Consider the following 20,167-nt stretch of genomic DNA (forward strand, 5'->3'; position numbering starts at 1 on the left):
GCCTAAAAGGCTTCGTGAGAAGTTGGCGTTGTAAGCAAAGACAAGCTAAAAGCAAGATAGAGTAAAAAGTAAGTTACTCACTGATTGAATTAATATTATCTTTCCCGAATTGTTAAACAGTTATTTCTTGGCAGCCATAGCGATACGGTACCACCTGATCCCATTCCGAACTCAGAAGTGAAACGTATTAGCGCCGATGGTAGTGTGGGGTTTCCCCATGTGAGAGTAGGACACTGCCAAGTCCCTATTAGAAAAACCCGCCTTACGGCGGGTTTTTTGCTTTCTGGCGTTTAGAAATAAACCTCACCGAACATTCAAAGTCAGATGAAAGCGGTTTATTATCTGGCTACCTTTGCGGTATTATTAGCGACTACACCTTAAAAGGAATTCAACGGTCGGTGGCCGCTTATATAAGAGAGTAAGGCTTGATTGCTAAAAATTTTGTACGCATGTTGAAAGACGTTAATGCGAAAAAGAAAGCTGCTACTCAGTATTTTAATAGACTGCTGAAGAGTAATAAAAACGAAAATATAAAGCTTATTGCCGTAGCGAAGAATGAATCACCCTATTTATTAGAATGGATCTTTCATCACCTCTATTTTGGCTTTAAAGAGATTGATATCTACTATAATGGTTGTACTGACAATACTACCGATCTCATCCCCTTATTAGCAGACTTCCCCGTCAATTTTATAAACTGTGATGATACTTTCAATGGTGAAGTGCAAGCTCCACAAGTGTATGTGTATAGACAAGCATTTCATCTAACACCGAATAAAGTATTCGATGCACTCTTATTTTTGGATATTGACGAGTTTTGGGTGCCTTCCGATTTCACGCAAACAATATCTGATGTCTGTAATAATGTTGGGGCTTTCGACACGCTTTCGTTTCAATGGCGAAACAAGCTTGAGAAGCAAAGCAAATTCAAGCCAGCAATTGAGGGTGAATTTTCCTATGAGCCTCTCAGGCAGGTAAAAACACTTTATCGAACGTATGTGTCTCCTGCACAGTTAAACCCACACAACACACTGGATGAAGGTTTACGTCAGTTGTTTGAGGACGGCAGTCCTTTGGCGCCTTTAAACGATCAAAAGTCACAGGTTGAGGTAGCGGATAACGTTAAAAATGCCTATATACTTCACAGAAAAGAGCGCTCTGAATACGAGTATATAGCGATGTTGCTACGCGGCCGGCCTGTTACCCAACACGCCGAAGGGCTTCCATTAAAAGCAAATAGAGAAGGGTTCAAACCCAACTATAAGTGCGAAACCATAACCTATAGCGGTGAGGATTTTGATGCTTACCGTGCGTACATGAATCAGCATATGAATGAAAAGCGATTTACAACTTTTCAGAAAGAAGCGCAAGAACACGTGAATAACCGTTACCAATTGGTGCGTGATCTTATTGAGAACGCTGAAGTGCGTGATAAGCAACTTATTGACAGATTATTGCGAGGCGTAGAGCTTCCAGATATCTTGCTTGCTTACAATAAATTCCAAGAAGAAATGAATATAGCCAAATAGTGTATTTGCACTGCTCGGTAAAAGGTGTGACGCTATCCAAACTGAATCTGTTAAATATCTCGCTATTCGTGCAATTGAATGCGCCAGTTCAAAGAGGTTCGTATCGCTCATCTCTGAACATTTAATCAAAGAAAATTACTGCCCTTTGTTAGTATCGGCAAAGGGGCAGGAACAGCAAATTGCGGGTGCAAAACAACTCATATTTTTTGATAGCCCAGCCAATATACTTCTTGAAGAGTTTAGCGCTGCCCGTGAATCAGAAAACTACACGGGGTCTTTTTCGTCGTATTATCGTGAAACTAACACGGTCAACGCTTTCTTTAAGCACATTTCTACGTTGCTGGTGAATCACAACCAGCTATTAGTCTCTCCTGACAATTTATTCAAATCTCTTTTATTACTAGAAGACACGTTTGAACTAAGCTTTGATAAGGTGCCGTATGGGAAAGTGTTTAACGAAAATAGTACGCGGGAACTCGATGACCATACTCAACAGGAAATAGAACGGCTTTACGCTAAAGAGTATGAGGTATATCAAGCGCTAGCACGGCACTTTTCTCACCGCTGGGATGAGTTTAGACAAAGGACAAAGGCTAATTATGCCAGGTTTAGCAATGCGGTGATTCACGTTGGACCGCCAAAAACAGGTACATCGGCGATTCAATCTTGGTTAAACCAGAATCGAAAAGCATTAGGTGACAAGGAAATTGATTACCCTGCCCATGGGAGTGATTCAAATGGAATAAGTGCGGGAAACTTTGCGCAGTTAATTTCTTACACTAAATCAAAAACACCCTATTTTGATAAACAGCGCTTAGACACCTTGTTGAACAAGATGGGTAGAAAGCCTACGAGTACGGTATTGTTATCATCTGAACATTTTTACTATTTTTTGCCGTGGCTGTTCACTTATCTACCCAGCGCTCAATATATATTCTTTATTCGCCATCCTATTCCGCTATTTGAGTCAGGTTATCATCAACAAATAAAACGGCATCGACGTACTAATGAGTACCGTGCGCCTAACCAAATGTTTTTTAATAACTTGAATGTGATTAGCCATCTATCAAGAGAGTTCGGAGTCACCGTTACGTATAAGTTTTACGATCAAATAGTGCCGGGTTCCCAAGGAATTTATGAAGCCATCGCGTCTTGCTTCAAGACGTTTATTGACCCGCCTGCGGTTGACACCAAAATTAACAGTAAGTTTACCCCTGGCGCACTTACACTCATGCGCGAAGCAAATAAGTTTGCTAGCAAGAATATGCGATTTGAGCTAGACCGCTGGTTGCAATGCTATAGTGAGGGAAAACCCGACTTTTCTTTAACTTCAAAAGACGCGTTAAATAAAATAAGTCAGCACTTAATGGAGCAGGTAGAAAAGCTTACCGCTAGCGACCCTTCATTGGAACGTGAGCAATTGCTGGCATTAATTAAAAACTACCAGACATCATCGGTGGCCGAGTTAGCATCGTCCATTGATAATGTTCAATCGGTACTTCAGACGCTAAAACGAGACTATCCAGCATTAGCTTATACGCTGATAGCAGGTGCGGTGCAGAGTAAAAAGTCAGATATATTGGGTCAACACAGCGTCGTAGAGAGTCTCTATGGGAGTAGTGGCAAGCTCAAGCTGCCTTTGGCTTACTTCTTAGCGGAGAAGTGGGTAACGCTACAGGCACTAAGAAGAAAAATTCTCAAAAAAATGAAAGACTGATTGTGCTGCATTGCGGTTGAAAAGGTGCAAACACCTTTCCTTTAACTCAGCCATACCCTACCATTAGCGAATTGTTCGCGGTTCGTAAAGTTTTATGCCTTCACTACAAAATTACAGCACGTTTGGATTAGATTCTTCATGTGCGTCACTTCAGACGTTTACAGATATTCCTTCATTTTTGTCTCTTTATCGCAAAGATAAGCCGACTTATATTTTAGGCGGTGGCAGTAACTCCATTTTTACGGAGGATTTTGAAGGCACCGTATTGGTGAACAAAATTAAAGGTATTAGCCATTATGATACCGACAGCCATCACTTTTTAAGAGTGGGAGCAGGAGAGAACTGGCACAACTTTGTTACCTTGTGTATGCAAGAGAAATGGTATGGTTTTGAAAACCTCGCACTTATCCCAGGTTCCGTGGGGGCGTGCCCCATTCAAAATATTGGGGCCTATGGCCGCGAGGTCAATACGCTAATCGATACAGTGGAAGTCGTGCTCTTAGACACGGGTGAGCAACTATTGATAAACAATCATGAATGCGAATTTGGCTACCGAGATAGCATTTTTAAACATGGGTTAGCCAATAAGGTACTTATTACCCATGTAAACTTTAAATTGCCCAAAGTTTATCAACTCGATACCAGCTACGGCGAACTTGCCCAATTAAATGCCCCTACCGCAGATGATGTTTATCAAACCGTCATTTCCATCAGAAAGAGCAAATTACCCGATCCCGCCGATTTAGGGAACGCGGGGAGCTTTTTTAAAAACCCAGTGGTGAGCAAGGACGTTTTTGAAGACATTGCGATGCAATTTGATGTAGTCCCACACTTTATCGTAAATGCTGATGCTTCAGAAAGGCCTGAAAAAATAAAAATTCCAGCCGCCTGGCTTATCGATAAAGCGGGTTTTAAAGGCAAAACGTTAAATAATGTACGTTGTCACCCTACACAGCCATTGGTGTTGACGAACTTAGGTGGTGCCACCGGAGAAGATGTAATGACGATGGCTAACGATATCATAGCAAGCGTACGTGATAAGTTTGGTATTCAGCTAGAGCCAGAAGTGCGTTTAATAGGAAGCAAAGGACTTATTTCGCTATGAGACAGGCATCAAAAGCAATAAGAAAGCATATTCTCGCGTTACTGTCCGACGGACAATTTCATTCAGGCGAGACGATAGCGCAGCAAGTTGGCTTGTCACGTACTGCTGTAGCGGGTCATATTTCTCAGTTATCCGACTGGGGGTTAGATGTATTTAAAGTTAAAGGCAAAGGCTACAGACTGGAAAGAGGTTTTCCCTTGTTAAGTGCAGATCAAATTAAAAAGCATCTAGGTACAACAAAGCGTGCTGTGATTGATGTTGAGTCAGTATTGCCTTCTACCAATACTGAAATGAAAAAGCGCATCGCAAATGCACGCCATGATTTAGCCGATGGCGATGTGGTGTTTGCAGAAGTGCAAACCGCAGGGCGGGGCAGGCATGGGCGTACATGGCTAGCACCAGTAGGGGGAAGCTTAACCTTTTCTATGTACTGGTCGTTTCCCGATGGCTATCAAAGTATGGCGGGCTTATCGTTACTGGTAGGGCTCGCTGTGTGCGATGCACTCAAAGAGTTTGGCGTTAATGACGCAGAATTGAAATGGCCCAATGATATTTATTTGCAAGGTAAAAAGCTTGCGGGTGTCTTAATTGAAGTAGAAGGGCAAATTGGTGCGACCGCACATTGCGTTATTGGTGTGGGCCTAAATGTATGCATGCCAGATAATCAATATGATATTGGCCAGCCCCATAGTGACTTAGCCACCTTTTTAGGGCATACGCCCGATAGAAATGTATTGGCTGCACAAATTATTAAGTCACTTTGGACATTGTTGCCCAAATTTACCCAACAAGGGTTCACGCCGTTTGTTCCCCATTGGGAAGCGTTAGACTTGTATGCGGATAAACGTATTGTGTTACAGATGGGTGATAAGCGTTTTTCTGGTATAGACAGAGGGGTAGATGCTAGCGGTGCATTGTTAGTGGAAACACAGGATGGCATTACCCGCTTCCATGGTGGTGAGGTCAGTTTGCGTGGTAACTAGCTCAAGCTTTATTAGCGAAAATAACGTATTGCTCGTTGATATTGGCAATACGCGTATAAAATATTCTCTGCTTTGCGACACGCAACGCGAGCCTAATGGGTGTGACTCAGCCCTTTCTTTGTTTCGCTTTGTAGATTCTCAGGAAAAAATAACCCATTTATATGTGGCGTCAGTTAGAAATAAAGACTGGGTTGATGAAATATTCGCCATGTGTGAGGCCCGTGGCATTATTTTTGTAGAAAAGCACACAGAAAAAGAAGCCTTCGGCATAAAAAATAGTTACGCCAATGAGCAAAAAATGGGCGTTGATCGATGGCTTGCCATGATTTGTGCTGCAGAAAAAACAAAAAAAGCATTTTTTGTGATGGATGTGGGTACGGCTATTACGGTTGATTTTGTGGTGGGTGGTCAACATTTAGGCGGTTGGATAGTGCCAGGCTTCCAAGTCATGCGAAATGCGTTGGTGGCTTCTACCCAAAAAGTGTTCGCAAATGATGAAATTCCAACCACCTTTGGGGTTGGGACAGATACTGAAGATTGTGTGGCAACAGGGTGTCATGCTGCTCTGTATGGTGTTTATTTGAGCGCCGTTGATTATATATCAAGCAAACAAACAGATTTTGACGTTATTTTAGGGGGTGGAGACAAAAAAGTGTTTGCATTCTTAGAATCCGCTGCTAATATTCGCCCCGCTCATTTGGTGGTGCAAGGTCTTGCCCGCTACGCCAGAAAAGAACTTAGTGACTTTCTAGCGTAACCTTCTGATTGGTTGAGAAATCGGTTAGAAAAGAAAATTGAAAAATTTTCAAAAAGACACTTGCACTGAGTAAATCATTACTCTAGAATGCGCACCCACTTGATGTAGTGCCGACTTAGCTCAGTTGGTAGAGCAACTGACTTGTAATCAGTAGGTCGCCAGTTCGATTCCGGCAGTCGGCACCATCATCAATCTGGAGGGGTACCCAAGCGGTCAACGGGAGCAGACTGTAAATCTGCCGGCTCAGCCTTCGCAGGTTCGAATCCTGCCCCCTCCACCACTTTCTTATGAGGTGGCCAGAGAATTAGGATTTGCGGGCATCGTATAATGGCTATTACCTCAGCCTTCCAAGCTGATGATGCGGGTTCGATTCCCGCTGCCCGCTCCAAATCAGTGCTGATATAGCTCAGTTGGTAGAGCGCACCCTTGGTAAGGGTGAGGTCGGCAGTTCAAATCTGCCTATCAGCACCAGTTTTTCTCCCCAGCTCATGTTTGTTTAGATTTTCAAAATTTTTAATATAACTTTGCTGGGATAAGAGAAATGGCAAAAGAAAAGTTTGAACGTACGAAACCCCACGTAAACGTGGGTACTATCGGCCACGTTGACCACGGTAAAACTACGCTAACTGCAGCTATCACTACAGTTCTTTCTAAAACTTACGGCGGTTCTGCTCAGGCTTTCGATCAAATCGATAACGCGCCTGAAGAGAAAGCACGTGGTATCACCATTTCTACTTCACACGTAGAGTATGACACTCCTACTCGTCACTACGCTCACGTAGACTGCCCAGGACACGCTGATTACGTTAAAAACATGATCACCGGTGCTGCTCAGATGGACGGTGGTATCCTAGTAGTTGCTGCGACTGATGGCCCTATGCCTCAGACTCGTGAGCACATCCTACTTGGTCGTCAGGTTGGTATTCCTTACATCATCGTATTCATGAACAAATGTGACATGGTTGATGATGAAGAGCTTCTAGAGCTAGTAGAAATGGAAGTTCGTGAACTTCTTAACGAATACGAATTCCCTGGTGATGACCTTCCAGTTATCCAAGGTTCTGCGCTTAAAGCCCTTGAAGGCGACGCAGAATGGGAAAAGAAAATCATCGAGCTTGGTGAAGCGCTTGATTCATACATCCCAGAGCCAGAGCGTGCAATCGACAAGCCGTTCATTCTTCCAATTGAAGATGTTTTCTCAATCTCAGGCCGTGGTACTGTTGTAACAGGTCGTGTTGAGCAAGGTATCGTTAAAGTAGGTGAAGAAGTAGAAATCGTTGGTATCAAAGATACAACTAAGACGACTTGTACTGGTGTTGAGATGTTCCGTAAGCTTCTTGACGAAGGCCGTGCTGGTGAGAACGTTGGTGTTCTTCTACGTGGTACTAAGCGTGACGAAGTTGAACGTGGTCAAGTACTAGCTAAGCCTGGTTCAATCACGCCACACGTTAACTTCGAAGCAGAAGTATACGTACTGTCTAAAGATGAAGGTGGTCGTCATACTCCATTCTTCAAAGGTTACCGTCCACAGTTCTACTTCCGTACAACTGACGTAACTGGTGCTGTAGAGCTTCCAGAAGGCGTAGAAATGGTAATGCCTGGTGACAACCTTAAATTTAAAGTTGAGCTAATTGCTCCGATTGCGATGGAAGAAGGTCTTCGTTTCGCAATCCGTGAAGGTGGTCGTACAGTAGGTGCTGGTGTTGTATCTAAGATCCTAGACTAATCTAGACTTAGCAACACAAGCCAAAAAGCGCACTTAGGTGCGCTTTTTTTATGCCTGCGATTTAGTTCGTGAGTGTATGCCCTCCGAAACACGCCGTAAACCCATCCATGGGGGCTCCGACACCGCTTCCCTGCGGTGTAGGGTTTCAGAGGGCACAGCACTCACTCCCTTTACTCTGCGTAAAACGAAATATTATGGAAGAGGGGAGCACGCCGTAAAGCCATCATGGCGACTTCGCAGCTGCTTCCATGCAGCTGAGAGTTCTAGATTGAACACGCGCCCCCTTTTACATCTATTGAACCTGTGCGGTGAGTAAGAAACACGCCGTGGGCCCATCGCTTCTATTATATGGCAGCTCCGACACCGCGTCCCTGCGGTGTCGGGTTTCAGAGGGCACAGCACTCACTCCCTTTACTCTGCGTAAAACGAAACATTATGGAAGAGGGGAGCACGCAGTAAAGCCTTCCATGGCGGCATCAATCAGCATCCCTGCTGCGATGAGTTTTTGTTGGGGCTTCACCCCCTCCTTAAACTGCATAGTAAAAAGTTTGAGGGGGAGTAACACGCCGTGAACTCGTCCCTCTTTAGCATTAATTTACCTTATCTACTGTTTAGGCTTCTTGTAGATCGCTGCTGGCTGTGTTGTTATATTGTAACAATTGAAGGGTAGGCTCTTCCTTTTTTATTTCGTCTTCGATATGCGAGTTAAGTATGATTACGCGGCGTCAATTTATAGTGGGTTCTATGGCATTTGGTGGCTTGGCGACCAGTGCCTTCGGGAAGAAGTTAAATATGGCGTCTATGCCAATTAGCGAGGGGTACGACGCTTTGGTGTCCGACTCGGCTAAACTTCTCGACTTGCCGAAAGGTTTTAGCTATACCGTTATTTCATCATTAGGGGATGAAATGGCTGATGGTATGCATGTGCCTGATAGGGCCGATGGTATGGGCTGTCTGCCGGTGTCTAACGACATTGTTGCCCTTATTCGTAATCATGAGTTACATCCAAAGCACATTAGCGCTCAGCCTGAATCGATACAGCAGCATAAAAGTGACTTAGCCTACGATAGCTACGCAAGTGGCGTGGCTTTACCGGGTGGCACGACGACCCTTTTGTACAACACGAAAACGCAATTGGTTGAACGTGAATTTATTAGCTTGTCGGGGACTGTACGGAACTGCTCGGGTGGTATTACGCCATGGGGCACTTGGTTAACCTGTGAAGAGTCGGTAGACCGGCCTAATGGGGTTGTACAGAAAGATCATGGTTATATTTTTGAGGTGCCTGCCAGTGCAACCAGTATGGTAGAAGCAAAACCTCTTAAAGCCATGGGGCGTTTTAATCATGAAGCGGCCTGTGTAGACCCTGCTACGGGTATTGTCTATTTAACTGAGGATACGGGCGATAGTTTGCTATATCGCTTTGTTCCGAATGAATACGGGAACCTGGCGAATGGCGGTCAATTGGAAGCCTTGGTGGTAAAAGGGAAGCCTAAATTTGATACCCGTAACTGGAATGCTACAACCATGCCTCTGTCACAGTGGTTTGATGTGGAGTGGGTGGCGCTGGATAACCCCGAAAGCCCCAATAATGATTTACGAATACAAGGTTATAAGAAAGGCGCGGCCGTATTTGCCCGCGGCGAAGGGATACATTGGGGGGAAGATGAGCTTTACTTTTGCTGCACTAATGGCGGCGCCAAACAGCTAGGCCAAGTAATGCGTTTGGTGCCCTCAGAAGATGGCACACAAGACAAACTGCAATTGTTCTTAGAAAGCCAAGACAAAAACCTTTATAACTTTGGTGATAATTTAACGGTATGTCCAAATGGCCATTTATTGGTCTGTGAAGATCAATATACCGATATTGTGGATAATCACCTTCGTGGCGTTACGCCTACCGGGGAAGTCTACAATTTTGCCCGCCTACATGCGCAAACTGAACTTGCCGGCGCGTGTTTTTCTCCTGACGGAGAAACGCTATTTGTAAATACTTACTCACCTTCAAGAACGCTAGCAATAAAAGGTCCTTGGTTTAAAGCTTAATCGGCTTTGCTTCGCTTGCTATTCGCACCCCTCCCATCAAATTACAGTGAGTACTCATAAAAGGTACTCACTTATCTTGTCGTTTAACCAACGTAAATACACAACTCTTTGCTGAAATCTAGCATCTTTACTATCGATAAATTCAATCAACTTAATCATATTAAGTCGTTTTAATAGTTTTTCTGAATTATGAATAATGCTCGCATCTTATCAAGGAGAGCGAAATGAGCACAATTTTAAAAAAACTAACAATGACGAATACGCCCCGTTCATCGTTTATTCCGAATCAAACTCAATGCAACTACGCGAACAATTACTATGGCGACCAAGTATGCGTTGAAGTGAAAAGAACTATTAGTAGTGAAGTCAATAGTCTAGCTAGTCAGTCAGGAGCTGCATAATGAAAACCACCTTGTCTAAAGTCATTTTAGGCTGTGTTACAGCCGGTATGTTATCAATGGGAGTGGGCGCCGACACGCTTACTCGCCAAAACGGTGCGCCAGTAGGCGATAACCAAAACTCTCAAACAGCGGGTCCTTGGGGTCCTGTATTGCTACAAGATTCTCATTTAATTGAGAAGCTTGCAGCGTTCGACCGTGAGCGTATTCCAGAGCGTGTGGTTCACGCACGTGGTGTTGGTATTCACGGTTACTATGAAAACTATGTTGATCTATCTGACGACACCGTTGCTGCGCCTTTCCAAGGTGAAGGTAAGAAAACGGAAGTATTTGTACGCTTTTCGTCTGTCGTACACGGCCACCTTTCCCCTGAAACCTTGCGCGACCCTCGTGGTTTCGCCGTTAAGTTTTACACTGAGCAAGGTAACTGGGACTTGGTAGGTAACAACTTCCCTGTGTTCTTTATTCGCGATGCGATTAAATTTCCAGATATGGTTCACGCTTTTAAACCTTCTCCGGTAACGAACAAGCAAGATGCTAAGCGTATCTTCGACTTTTTCTCACACGTACCAGAGTCTACGCATACGTTAACGATGCTTTTCTCTGATTACGGCACGCCAGCAAGCTATCTCAATATGGATGGTTCAGGTGTGCACGCGTTTAAATTTGTCGATGACGAAGGGAATTACAAGTACGTGAAATTCACGTGGAAAGCGAACCAGTCAATTAAAAACTTCACCGCTGAAGAAGCAATGAAGATGCAAGGTATGGACTTCCAGCCACACACCACTGACGTGTATACCCGTATAGGTGAGAAAGGTGAAACAGCTTCTTGGGATTTATACTTACAAGAGCTAGAGCCGGAGCAGTTAGATGACTTCGACTTTAACCCACTTGATACCACTAAAATTTGGCCTGAGTCGCTTGTACCTGCAAAGAAAATTGGTCGCTTAGTGCTTAACCGTGTACCAGATAACTTCTTTGAAGAAACTGAACAAGCCGCCTTTGCACCAAGCAACTTAATTCCGGGTATTGAGCCGTCAGAAGACAGAATGCTGCAAGGTCGTCTGTTCTCGTATGCTGATACACAGCGCTATCGTTTAGGTGTGAATGCGTATCGCATTCCTGTAAATGCGCCTAAGAATGTTGAAATCAACAACCACGAGCAACATGGCCAGCTTCGTACAACATCAACGAACCGTGATGTTAACTACCAGCCTAGCCGTCGCTTAGACTTGAATGAAGACCCAGCATACCGTTACTCAAGCAAGCCGCTTGCAGGTATGACACAACAAATTCCTTTCTATAAGGAGCAAAACTTCAAACAAGCAGGTGAGTTTTATCGCAACCTTGATAAGCAAGGTCGTAAGAACCTAATCAACAACCTTGGCGGTGCGTTGGCATCAGTACCAGAAGAAGAAATTCGCGTCATCATCAGTGCATTTATGTACAACGCTGATAAAGACTATGGTAAGGGCGTTGCTAAGCTAGCGAAAGCACCTATGTCTAAAGTACGTCAGGCTGCGAAAGACCTGATGGAAGAGCAAGCTGCTCGTGCAGCGAAAGCGAAGAAAGTTGCTGAAAGCCTAACCGCACTCATGCAGTAATACGCTTATCTTCCTATAATAATGGGCGTGCTCTTTTGAGTGCGCCCCTTTCTTAACCCAAGCTACACATTTCACCCATGCGTTAGCGAGTTAAAAAGGTAATTAAAGATGATGTCATTATTTAAAAAGTCGTTGATTGTTTTTTCGTTTTTAATTGTCACATTTGCTAGCCAAGCAAATACCGACTTGGCGTCTTTAAAAGCGCGCTATTTTGATGCGGCTCGAGAAGGCAACCAGGCTATGCTTGAGGCATTTTACGATGCCGGGTTAGATGCTAACGTTGCAGATGAAAAAGGCTACACGGCCCTTATTTTAGCCGCATATCACGGGCATACTGATACCGTTGATTATTTAATAAATACTGCTAAGGCGAATCCTTGCCAAGAGGACAATCGCGGCAATACGGCCCTGATGGGCGCAATATTCAAAGGTCATGTTTCGGTTGCTAATCAACTGGTATTTGCAGACTGCAACATTGACGAAGAAAACGAGCAAGGCCAAACGGCACTTATGTTTGCTAGCTTGTTCGATAGGCAAGAAATCATCAATACCTTGATTGACAAAGGTGCAGATACCCACCATAAAGACAAAGCCGGTAACACGGTTGCCGATATCGCGCTATCTCAAGGTAACTACGCTTTAGCGAAAGCGCTAAAAGACGGTGAGTAACTCATCCATTAGTCGCTATTTCTCGCACTGACATACGAAAGTCATAACAACACACTAAAATTGAAATAAGCCTTTTTGATTACAGATTAAAAAGGCTTATTTTTTAGGTATCTCGTGGAGTGTGTTTCAGTATGAAATTTGATTCTATAAAGTCTAGGTTAGTTCTGATGACGCTTATTTGCGTTATTGGAATGGGCATGTTGGTGGCAAGCCAACATTATTTTACCCAGCGCCTCATTAACCTAAATCAACAGCGGGATTTACTGTTGAGGATGGGACAAGATTTACTGCAAATGCGTCGCCATGAGAAAGATTTTCTATTAAGGCACCAAGAAAGCTACTTTCATCAGTTTAATGGCCGTGCAGAAACGTTCAGCGAAAAGTTAAATACCCTTAGCCCTTTATTTGCCCAGTACCAGGTGTCGAACGACTTAGGCGGCGACCTGGCTGAAGCACTAAATGAATATCAACAGCTGTTTCGACGTGTTGTCAATCTGCAAACAGAAATAGGGTTAACCTATAACAGCGGATTATTAGGCCATCTTCACGAGCTAGAAGAAAGCCTGCTCAACGACCCTTACTTTGGGCTTGGCTCCGAGGCGTTAGTGCAACTTGATGCGGCTCGTTTAGCGCTGCGTGATTTTCAACTAACGAAAGACCAATTCCACGCTACTCACGCATTACAACTGGTAGACTATCTTAAAAGCAGAATAGATAATGGTAATGAACCGCTACGTCAGCGTATTGTGGCGTATCAACTCGCGGTGACCACATTGGTGTCTCATTATCAAGATTTAGGACTTTCCCACAATGAGGGATTACAGGGTACGTTTCGCGCTGAAGCTCACAATGTGGAGTCGCGATTGGGCAACATTGATAAAGCACTACAGCCCCTAATTACAGAACAAGAAAACAGAGTAAAGGTGTACAGCATAAGCATTGCTGTCATGACTTCTATCGTATTAATACTGGTGCTTATCAAGAGTTTTGCGACATTTCATCGCGCTTTTGCTAACTTCGTTATGTTCTTTTATCGCTGTAAGCGACAATATCAAAAAATTGATACCAGAAAGTTAGGGTTTGCTGAATTCAAATCCTTGGCAGAATTAGCCAATGAGATGGTGGAATCGCGTAAAAGTATTGAAGACCGGCTAGCAAGTGTGGAAGCCGAGCTTGCCCAGCAAACCAAAGCCAGTGCAAAGAAATAATAGGAAGTAGAATGCAATACCATGTATTAGGCAGTAGCGGCCTGAAAGTGTCTGATGTGTGTTTAGGTACCATGACCTGGGGCATACAAAATACGCAAAGTGATGCGGATGCTCAGCTCGCTATGGCGTTAGAACGGGGCGTGAATGTTATCGACACGGCGGAAATGTACCCCGTGCCACCTAACAGCGATACCTATGGCGACACAGAGCGTATTTTAGGGAACTGGCTTTCTCGTCATAGTGACAAGCGCAGTGAACTTGTTGTGATGACCAAAATAGTCGGCAGTGGGTTTACCTATATCCGTAATGGCGGTCCAATTACACGCACAGGCATTGCAACCGCGCTAGACGCCTCTTTGGCTCGGCTGAAAACAGACTACATCGATGTGTATCAATTGCATTGGCCAAACAGAAGCACACCACATTTTGGTAAGCATTGGCCCAATCGACTTACGCCAAGTCGCATTAACCGAGAGCAAGAAGTTGAAGGCATGCGCGATATTTTGCGTGGAATCAAAGCGGCTTTGGACGCAGGTAAAATTATACATTGGGGGTTATCAGACGATACCCCTTGGGGGATTCATACTTTTCTTATGCTGTGCCATGAGATGTCTGTGCCGAAACCCGTGTCTATTCAAAACGAATTTAGTTTGTTGCATCAAAAAGACTGGCCCTATCTTATTGAAATGTGCGCTATCGAAGACATTGCGTATTTACCTTGGTCGCCTTTAGCAACAGGAATGTTAAGTGGTAAGTATCAAAATGAAGCGCGCCCAGCTGGATCGCGATGGACATTGCCGCAGCGCCAAGGGCTGTTTAGAAATAAACCCCAGGCGCAAGAGGCCACCGCGCGGTATGTAAAATTAGCACAAGATGTCGGTATCACGCCGGCACAACTCGCACTGGCCTGGTGTAAGCAAGTTGATGGTGTTACTTCTACCATTATTGGTGCTACGTCAGAGGCGCAGTTGAGTGAAAATATCGATGCCTTTTCACTTCATTTAGAAGCGCCGGTATTAGATGAAATCTCTAACATCATACGCCAATATCCAGCGGGTTTTTAATTGCTTTTGGGCGTTCATTTATCTGTCATAACTTCGTCATAGTATGAGTTCTAATCTACTCGATACACTATAAAAATTATGTCAGTAACTGAAACGCCCTTTACACTTGAATCAGAGTCCCCTCAACGCAACTGGATGCGATGGTTACTTCTTGCTGCGTTAGTTTATGTGATGTTGCTTGCGGTAAGCATGATTGGCAGCGGCTTCAAAGTGGCTACCGGCGATCACGCCAAAGAGTTATTTTCATTTGCCTCCAACCCTATTATGGGGCTAATCATCGGTATGGTTGCCACGGCACTGATCCAGTCATCAAGCACAGTAACATCAATTATTGTCGGTATGGTCGCGGGTGGTTTGCCCATTACCATAGCCATCCCAATGATGATGGGGGCCAATATTGGTACCAGTATTACCAATACTCTGGTGAGCTTAGGCCATGTAGCACGTAAGGATGAATTTCAGCGCGCCTTCAATGCCGCCACTATTCACGACTTTTTCAATGTTATGTCGGTGCTTATCTTTCTGCCATTAGAAATGGCTTTTGGCGTTCTCGAATACCTGTCAGGTGCCATTGTGGCGCTACTCGATACGGGAAGTACATCGGGAATGGACGGATTCAACCCCATAAAAGCCATCACCCAACCGGCTCTTGACGTGGTATCTGGAATGTTGAGTGCCTTACCTTCCGTGTATCCCGGCGTGTTTAAGATCCTTATTGGTATTGGCCTTATTGTGCTCTCTATTACTTACATGGGTCGAATCATGAAATCGCTGATGGTGGGTAAAGCGAAAGAGATTCTGCATAGAAGTATTGGTAAAGGGCCGCTTTCAGGCATAACTTCCGGGGCGCTAATGACAGTGCTAGTTCAATCTTCCTCAACAACAACTTCGTTGGTGGTTCCTCTGGTTGGCAGTGGCATTTTAAAAGCGAAAGATATTTATCCGTTTACCCTAGGTGCTAATGTGGGTACTTGTATAACAGCGCTTATTGCTGCACTAGGTGTGGTGGGCGTTAATGCGGGGTTTGCACTGCAAATTGCCATCGTGCATTTGCTCTACAATGTGATAGGGGTCACCCTCATTTATGGTCTGCCAATGCTAAGAAACATCCCATTAGATCTTTCATATAAACTCTCCGTTATGGTGGCAGACACTAAGCTTTATGGCGTGGCCTATATCGGTGGGTTATTTTTCTGTATGCCGTTAGGTATTATTTTTGCGTCAGTGTAAATAAAGCCAAGGCGCGCCATTCACTGACGCGCCTTGTTACGTGTTTTACGACCCTGTGGTATAGCGCTTAAAACGCATATTTTGCAGAGACTTGAATGCGGTTCATATCGCCTTCTAGCCCAGATTCTACTTCTCTATGAGCATACGCATATTCAGCCCCAAAGGTGAGTACTTTCGTTGGCGAATACAATAGGTTAACCCGTGTGCTATAGGTGCTGTCTGTAACGCTGTCACCCGTTAACTCAATGTCGTTATCTGCTTCATACGCAGAAAACATAATGCTGCTGCGGGTTTTTTCGTTCCATACGTGACGGTAAGCAATGGCATATCCTGTCGAGTCGATAGCTTCTAAGTCACCGTCAGGCGTAATAACAGCGCCATTTGATGCATTTAATGCAGAATAGCGGCCCAACCCAGAGCCAGTATTAAACATAAAGCGAATATCATCGCCATTGTTTAGCATGTATTTTCCTGACACCGCCACACCCATGCTGGTCTCGTCAGCATCAATATCTGCGCCATCATCATAGGATAACTGTCGCACAAGCCCGGCAAGCTTTACGTAGCCCCAGTCTTGTTTAACGGTATAGGCCGCAATGAGATCCGGTACGGCATTATCGTCAGCCACAATTCGGCTTCCCCCACCGTTGGGAGTCACTGTGGTTTCAGGGTTCTCTAACGCAATTTGAAGCCCGCCACTGGTGTACCTCACCATGACTTGACGACCAAATGTAATACCGTCAGTCGTCCCAATGAAATCAAGAGATTCTGGTAGCGAACCCACGTCCATGAACGTGGTCCAAGTTTGACCAATAAGCCAGTTTTGATATTTGATGAAGGCATGGCGGATTCGGGGGACATAGGAGTTACTTATTCTTTCATCACCGCCGCTAGTGACGATGAAGTCGAGTTCTAGCACCCCAGTAATACTGTTCTCATCATCAACGGGAGTATTTGTGGTAAAACGAAAGCGGGATTGCTTAATGTGCGCATCAAGTTGCGTGCCTTCGTCACCACCGGAAACCGGGGTGAGTGACGGTATGTAGAAGTCTCGGCCAATACTGCCTGAGGCCAAGGAGCCCTCAGAGTAGTTGCTTATCATGGCGTCGGCTTTGACATAACCGGTAAATTTAACTTGAGTGTCTCCTACTGTGGCAGCGCTTGCGACTCCCGCACTAAGGCAAAGACTGACTGCTATCGCCGAATTTTTTATTGTAGCTTTCATCATATTATTTCCAGAAGTGTGGTTAAATGTATGTAAATGCAACGTTAACAAGGTTGATTTTGACAACCTATTCGCAGATGTGAATAGGCCAATAGTCGCATAAGACTATAGTATGATCTCCTTTGTATGGTATTGCTAAGACCAAAGTCTCATTTTTCTTTGTTGTCGAATGACTAGAGTGTGTAGCCATTATATTCGTGAATTTACCTTATTGATAATTGGAGGCAATTGAATGACTGCCAGCAAGACGTATCCTGTTCCAGAAGCCATTAAGGCATCCACACACCTTACTGCTGAAGCCTATGCTGAGATGTACACGCGCTCTGTCGAAGAGCCTGAAGCGTTTTGGGCAGAGAGTGCCAGCATGTTGGAGTGGTACAAAACGCCAGAAACCATTAAAAATACGCATTTTGGTAAAGACGACGTTTCTATTAAGTGGTTTGAAGATGGGCAGTTGAACGCGAGTTATAATTGCATCGACAGACACTTAGCCGACAACGCAAAAAAGGTGGCCTTTCACTGGGAAGGCGACGAACCAAGCGACAGCTTAGATGTGACCTACCAAGAAGTGCATTATGAAGTGTGTAAGCTTGCCAATGCCCTAAAAGACATGGGTGTTACCAAGGGCGATAGAGTGGCCATTTACATGCCTATGGTGCCAGAGGCCGCTTATGCAATGTTAGCCTGTGCCCGTATTGGCGCGGTACACTCTGTTATCTTTGGCGGCTTTTCTCCAAATGCTATTGCCGATCGTATTAACGACAGTTCGGCAAAAGTCGTGATCACCGCAGATGAAGGCCGTCGAGCAGGGCGTAGCATTCCATTAAAAGCGAACGTTGATAAAGCCTTAGCTGATGGCGCGTGCCCGTCAATTAGCCATGTGGTAGTGCATAAGCTTACGGGTGGTGATGTTAGCTGGAACCCAGATTATGACGTGTGGTGGCAAGATGCCGTTGAAGGTTGCTCAGCCCAGTGCGAACCCGAAGTGATGAACGCAGAAGATCCCCTCTTTATTCTTTACACTTCGGGCTCTACTGGCACGCCGAAAGGGGTGGTGCATACCACGGGCGGTTATTTACTTTACAGTGCCATGACGTTTAAATATGCCTTTGATTACAAAGAGAATGATATTTACTGGTGTACCGCTGACGTTGGTTGGGTAACCGGCCATAGCTACATGGTTTATGGCCCAATGGTTAATTGTGCCAGCCAAGTTTTCTTTGAAGGTGTACCTACCTATCCCGATGTTAAGCGCATAGCGCAAGTTGTGGAAAAGTATAAAGTCAACAGCCTTTACACCGCACCCACGGCAATTCGTGCGTTAATGGCACATGGCGACCTACCTGCCGAAGGCTGTGATTTATCGTCACTTAAACTGTTAGGCACCGTGGGCGAACCTATTAACCCAGAAGCGTGGGAATGGTATCACCGGGTCATTGGTGAGGGTCGTTGCCCTATTATCGATACCTGGTGGCAAACAGAAACCGGTGGTCACATGATTCTTCCGCTTCCGGGGGCGACTCCCCTTAAACCAGGTTCAGCCACGCGCCCTTTCTTTGGTATTCAGCCGGCCTTGTTTGACGCTGATGGCCGAGAACTAGACGGCGTAGCTGAGGGCAACTTGGTGATTAAAGACAGTTGGCCGGGCCAAGCGCGCACCGTATATGGAGACCATCAACGCTTTATTAATACCTACTTTAGCGCGTATGAGGGTGTTTACTTCACCGGAGATGGAGCACGCAGGGATGAGGATGATTTCTTTTGGATCACCGGCCGCGTTGATGACGTGTTAAATGTGTCTGGGCACCGTCTTGGAACTGCTGAAATTGAAAGTGCGCTGGTGGCACATCCTAAGGTGGCCGAAGCCGCGGTTGTGGGCTTCCCCCATGACATTAAAGGGCAGGGCATCTACGTTTATGTAACACCAAACGAAGGTGTAGAGGCCGATGACGCATTAACCAAAGAATTGAAAGCGTGGGTAAGGCAGGAACTTAGCCCTATTGCCACACCTGATATGATTCAGTGGTCTCGTGGGCTGCCGAAAACGCGTTCAGGAAAAATTATGCGTCGTATCTTGCGTAAGATTGCAGCTAATGAGCACGAGCAATTAGGTGATACATCGACATTGGCCGATCCCTCGGTTGTTGATACACTTATTGAAGAGAGGCTGAATAAATAGAAAACAAAGGAAATGCAATGATAACGTTGTTAATCGCCGATGATCATCCGCTGTATCGGGATGCCCTGAAAGGGTCGTTATCATTGTCCTTGCCCGCACTGACTCTTAAAGAGGCGGGAGACTTAACCACCACGGTCGATATTCTTAAGCAGGAGGATATCGACTTACTCCTTCTCGACCTGCATATGCCCGGCAGCAACGATTTGTTTGGCTTATTGCATATTCGTAAGCTTTTCCCTCATGTGCCCGTGGCCGTAGTGTCAGGTACAGAGGATAGCACTATCATATCTAAAATCATCAGTGCTGGGGCGCTGGGCTTTATCCCTAAAACCACCAGCTCTGGCAATATAGCACAGGCAGTGCAAGCTATTTTAGATGGCGATGTTTGGTTGCCTGAAGGGTTAAGTGACAGTGTTGAAGAAGTTGATGAAGCCTTTTCTCAGCTTGCCGATAATGTTGCCTCACTCACACCGTCGCAGTATAAGGTTTTATGCTATATGCGTGATGGCTTGTTAAACAAACAAATTGGATACAATTTAGATATCGCAGAAGCCACAGTGAAAGCACATGTGACGGCAATCTTTAAGAAGCTGGGTATTAACAACCGAACTCAAGCCGTGTTGATTGCCTCTCAGTTAGAATTGGAACCACCTAAGTAAAACCGTTGCAGGGTATCACATTGCCCTGACGCAGAAGCGCGCTTCACCTTCTCTTAATGAATGCT

The 20,167-nt window shown here is 44.9% G+C and carries 15 protein-coding genes, 4 tRNA genes and 1 rRNA gene; 19 read left to right on the forward strand and 1 reads right to left on the reverse strand.

Annotated features, from left to right (window positions below):
- Window positions 1–126: 126 nt before the first annotated feature.
- The 17 genes from rrf to IUA53_RS02860 all read left to right on the forward strand — a co-directional run bounded on the left by rrf (window position 127) and on the right by IUA53_RS02860 (window position 16,039).
- Window positions 127–242: ribosomal RNA gene (rrf, locus tag IUA53_RS02780) — 5S ribosomal RNA — on the forward strand.
- Between the two features lie 183 nt (window positions 243–425).
- Window positions 426–1,529, forward strand: coding sequence for a glycosyltransferase family 2 protein (locus IUA53_RS02785; RefSeq protein ID WP_196898304.1), 1,104 nt, complete (start codon window positions 426–428; stop codon window positions 1,527–1,529).
- 145 nt (window positions 1,530–1,674) lie between these two features.
- Window positions 1,675–3,246 carry a hypothetical protein gene (locus IUA53_RS02790; RefSeq protein WP_196898306.1) on the forward strand — a complete coding sequence of 524 codons (1,572 nt, stop codon included), beginning with the start codon at window positions 1,675–1,677 and terminating at the stop codon, window positions 3,244–3,246.
- Between the two features lie 94 nt (window positions 3,247–3,340).
- Window positions 3,341–4,351, forward strand: coding sequence for a UDP-N-acetylmuramate dehydrogenase (murB, locus tag IUA53_RS02795; RefSeq protein WP_196898308.1), 1,011 nt, complete (start codon window positions 3,341–3,343; stop codon window positions 4,349–4,351).
- The gene (gene birA, locus IUA53_RS02800; protein WP_196898310.1) at window positions 4,348–5,334 is read left to right on the forward strand and encodes a bifunctional biotin--[acetyl-CoA-carboxylase] ligase/biotin operon repressor BirA; all 987 of its coding nucleotides are present in this window, start codon (window positions 4,348–4,350) and stop codon (window positions 5,332–5,334) included. The genes murB and birA overlap by 4 nt, the downstream gene beginning before the upstream one ends.
- Window positions 5,324–6,091 (forward strand): type III pantothenate kinase, encoded by a 768-nt coding sequence (locus IUA53_RS02805; RefSeq protein ID WP_231401243.1) that lies wholly within the window; start codon window positions 5,324–5,326, stop codon window positions 6,089–6,091. The genes birA and IUA53_RS02805 overlap by 11 nt, the downstream gene beginning before the upstream one ends.
- Window positions 6,092–6,200: 109 nt before the next feature.
- Window positions 6,201–6,276: transfer RNA gene (locus IUA53_RS02810), tRNA-Thr, on the forward strand.
- 10 nt (window positions 6,277–6,286) lie between these two features.
- Window positions 6,287–6,371: transfer RNA gene (locus tag IUA53_RS02815), tRNA-Tyr, on the forward strand.
- A 33-nt stretch (window positions 6,372–6,404) separates the two neighbouring features.
- Window positions 6,405–6,479: transfer RNA gene (locus IUA53_RS02820), tRNA-Gly, on the forward strand.
- 7 nt (window positions 6,480–6,486) lie between these two features.
- Window positions 6,487–6,562 (forward strand) — tRNA-Thr (locus IUA53_RS02825).
- A 70-nt stretch (window positions 6,563–6,632) separates the two neighbouring features.
- Window positions 6,633–7,817: an elongation factor Tu gene (tuf, locus tag IUA53_RS02830; RefSeq protein ID WP_014980400.1), complete on the forward strand. Its 1,185-nt coding sequence runs from the start codon at window positions 6,633–6,635 to the stop codon at window positions 7,815–7,817.
- Window positions 7,818–8,528: 711 nt separating this feature from the next.
- Window positions 8,529–9,863 carry an alkaline phosphatase PhoX gene (locus tag IUA53_RS02835; RefSeq protein ID WP_196898312.1) on the forward strand — a complete coding sequence of 445 codons (1,335 nt, stop codon included), beginning with the start codon at window positions 8,529–8,531 and terminating at the stop codon, window positions 9,861–9,863.
- A gap of 400 nt (window positions 9,864–10,263) precedes the next feature.
- Window positions 10,264–11,868: a catalase gene (locus IUA53_RS02840; RefSeq protein ID WP_196898314.1), complete on the forward strand. Its 1,605-nt coding sequence runs from the start codon at window positions 10,264–10,266 to the stop codon at window positions 11,866–11,868.
- 111 nt (window positions 11,869–11,979) lie between these two features.
- Window positions 11,980–12,537 (forward strand): ankyrin repeat domain-containing protein, encoded by a 558-nt coding sequence (locus IUA53_RS02845; RefSeq protein ID WP_082052992.1) that lies wholly within the window; start codon window positions 11,980–11,982, stop codon window positions 12,535–12,537.
- A gap of 131 nt (window positions 12,538–12,668) precedes the next feature.
- Window positions 12,669–13,745, forward strand: a complete 1,077-nt coding sequence (locus IUA53_RS02850) for a chemotaxis protein (RefSeq protein ID WP_196898316.1) — start codon at window positions 12,669–12,671, stop codon at window positions 13,743–13,745.
- 11 nt (window positions 13,746–13,756) lie between these two features.
- Window positions 13,757–14,809: an aldo/keto reductase gene (locus IUA53_RS02855; protein WP_196898318.1), complete on the forward strand. Its 1,053-nt coding sequence runs from the start codon at window positions 13,757–13,759 to the stop codon at window positions 14,807–14,809.
- A gap of 78 nt (window positions 14,810–14,887) precedes the next feature.
- The gene (locus IUA53_RS02860) at window positions 14,888–16,039 is read left to right on the forward strand and encodes a Na/Pi symporter (protein WP_196898320.1); all 1,152 of its coding nucleotides are present in this window, start codon (window positions 14,888–14,890) and stop codon (window positions 16,037–16,039) included.
- Between the two features lie 67 nt (window positions 16,040–16,106).
- On the opposite strand, the gene IUA53_RS02865 is transcribed toward IUA53_RS02860, so the two are convergent.
- Entirely contained in the window at window positions 16,107–17,264 is a 1,158-nt protein-coding gene (locus tag IUA53_RS02865) for a DcaP family trimeric outer membrane transporter (protein ID WP_044059078.1), read from the reverse strand.
- A gap of 232 nt (window positions 17,265–17,496) precedes the next feature.
- Here IUA53_RS02865 and acs point away from each other — a divergent pair, with 232 nt between their 5' ends.
- Both acs and IUA53_RS02875 read left to right on the forward strand, forming a co-directional pair.
- Complete coding sequence (acs, locus tag IUA53_RS02870) at window positions 17,497–19,443, forward strand: acetate--CoA ligase (RefSeq protein WP_044058171.1); 1,947 nt, start codon at window positions 17,497–17,499, stop codon at window positions 19,441–19,443.
- 17 nt (window positions 19,444–19,460) lie between these two features.
- Window positions 19,461–20,102, forward strand: coding sequence for a response regulator (locus IUA53_RS02875; RefSeq protein WP_044448728.1), 642 nt, complete (start codon window positions 19,461–19,463; stop codon window positions 20,100–20,102).
- Window positions 20,103–20,167: the final 65 nt, after the last annotated feature.

Origin of the sequence: Alteromonas sp. B31-7 (genome assembly GCF_015767655.1) — a bacterium.
GTDB classification, from domain to species: Bacteria; Pseudomonadota; Gammaproteobacteria; order Enterobacterales; family Alteromonadaceae; genus Alteromonas; species Alteromonas australica.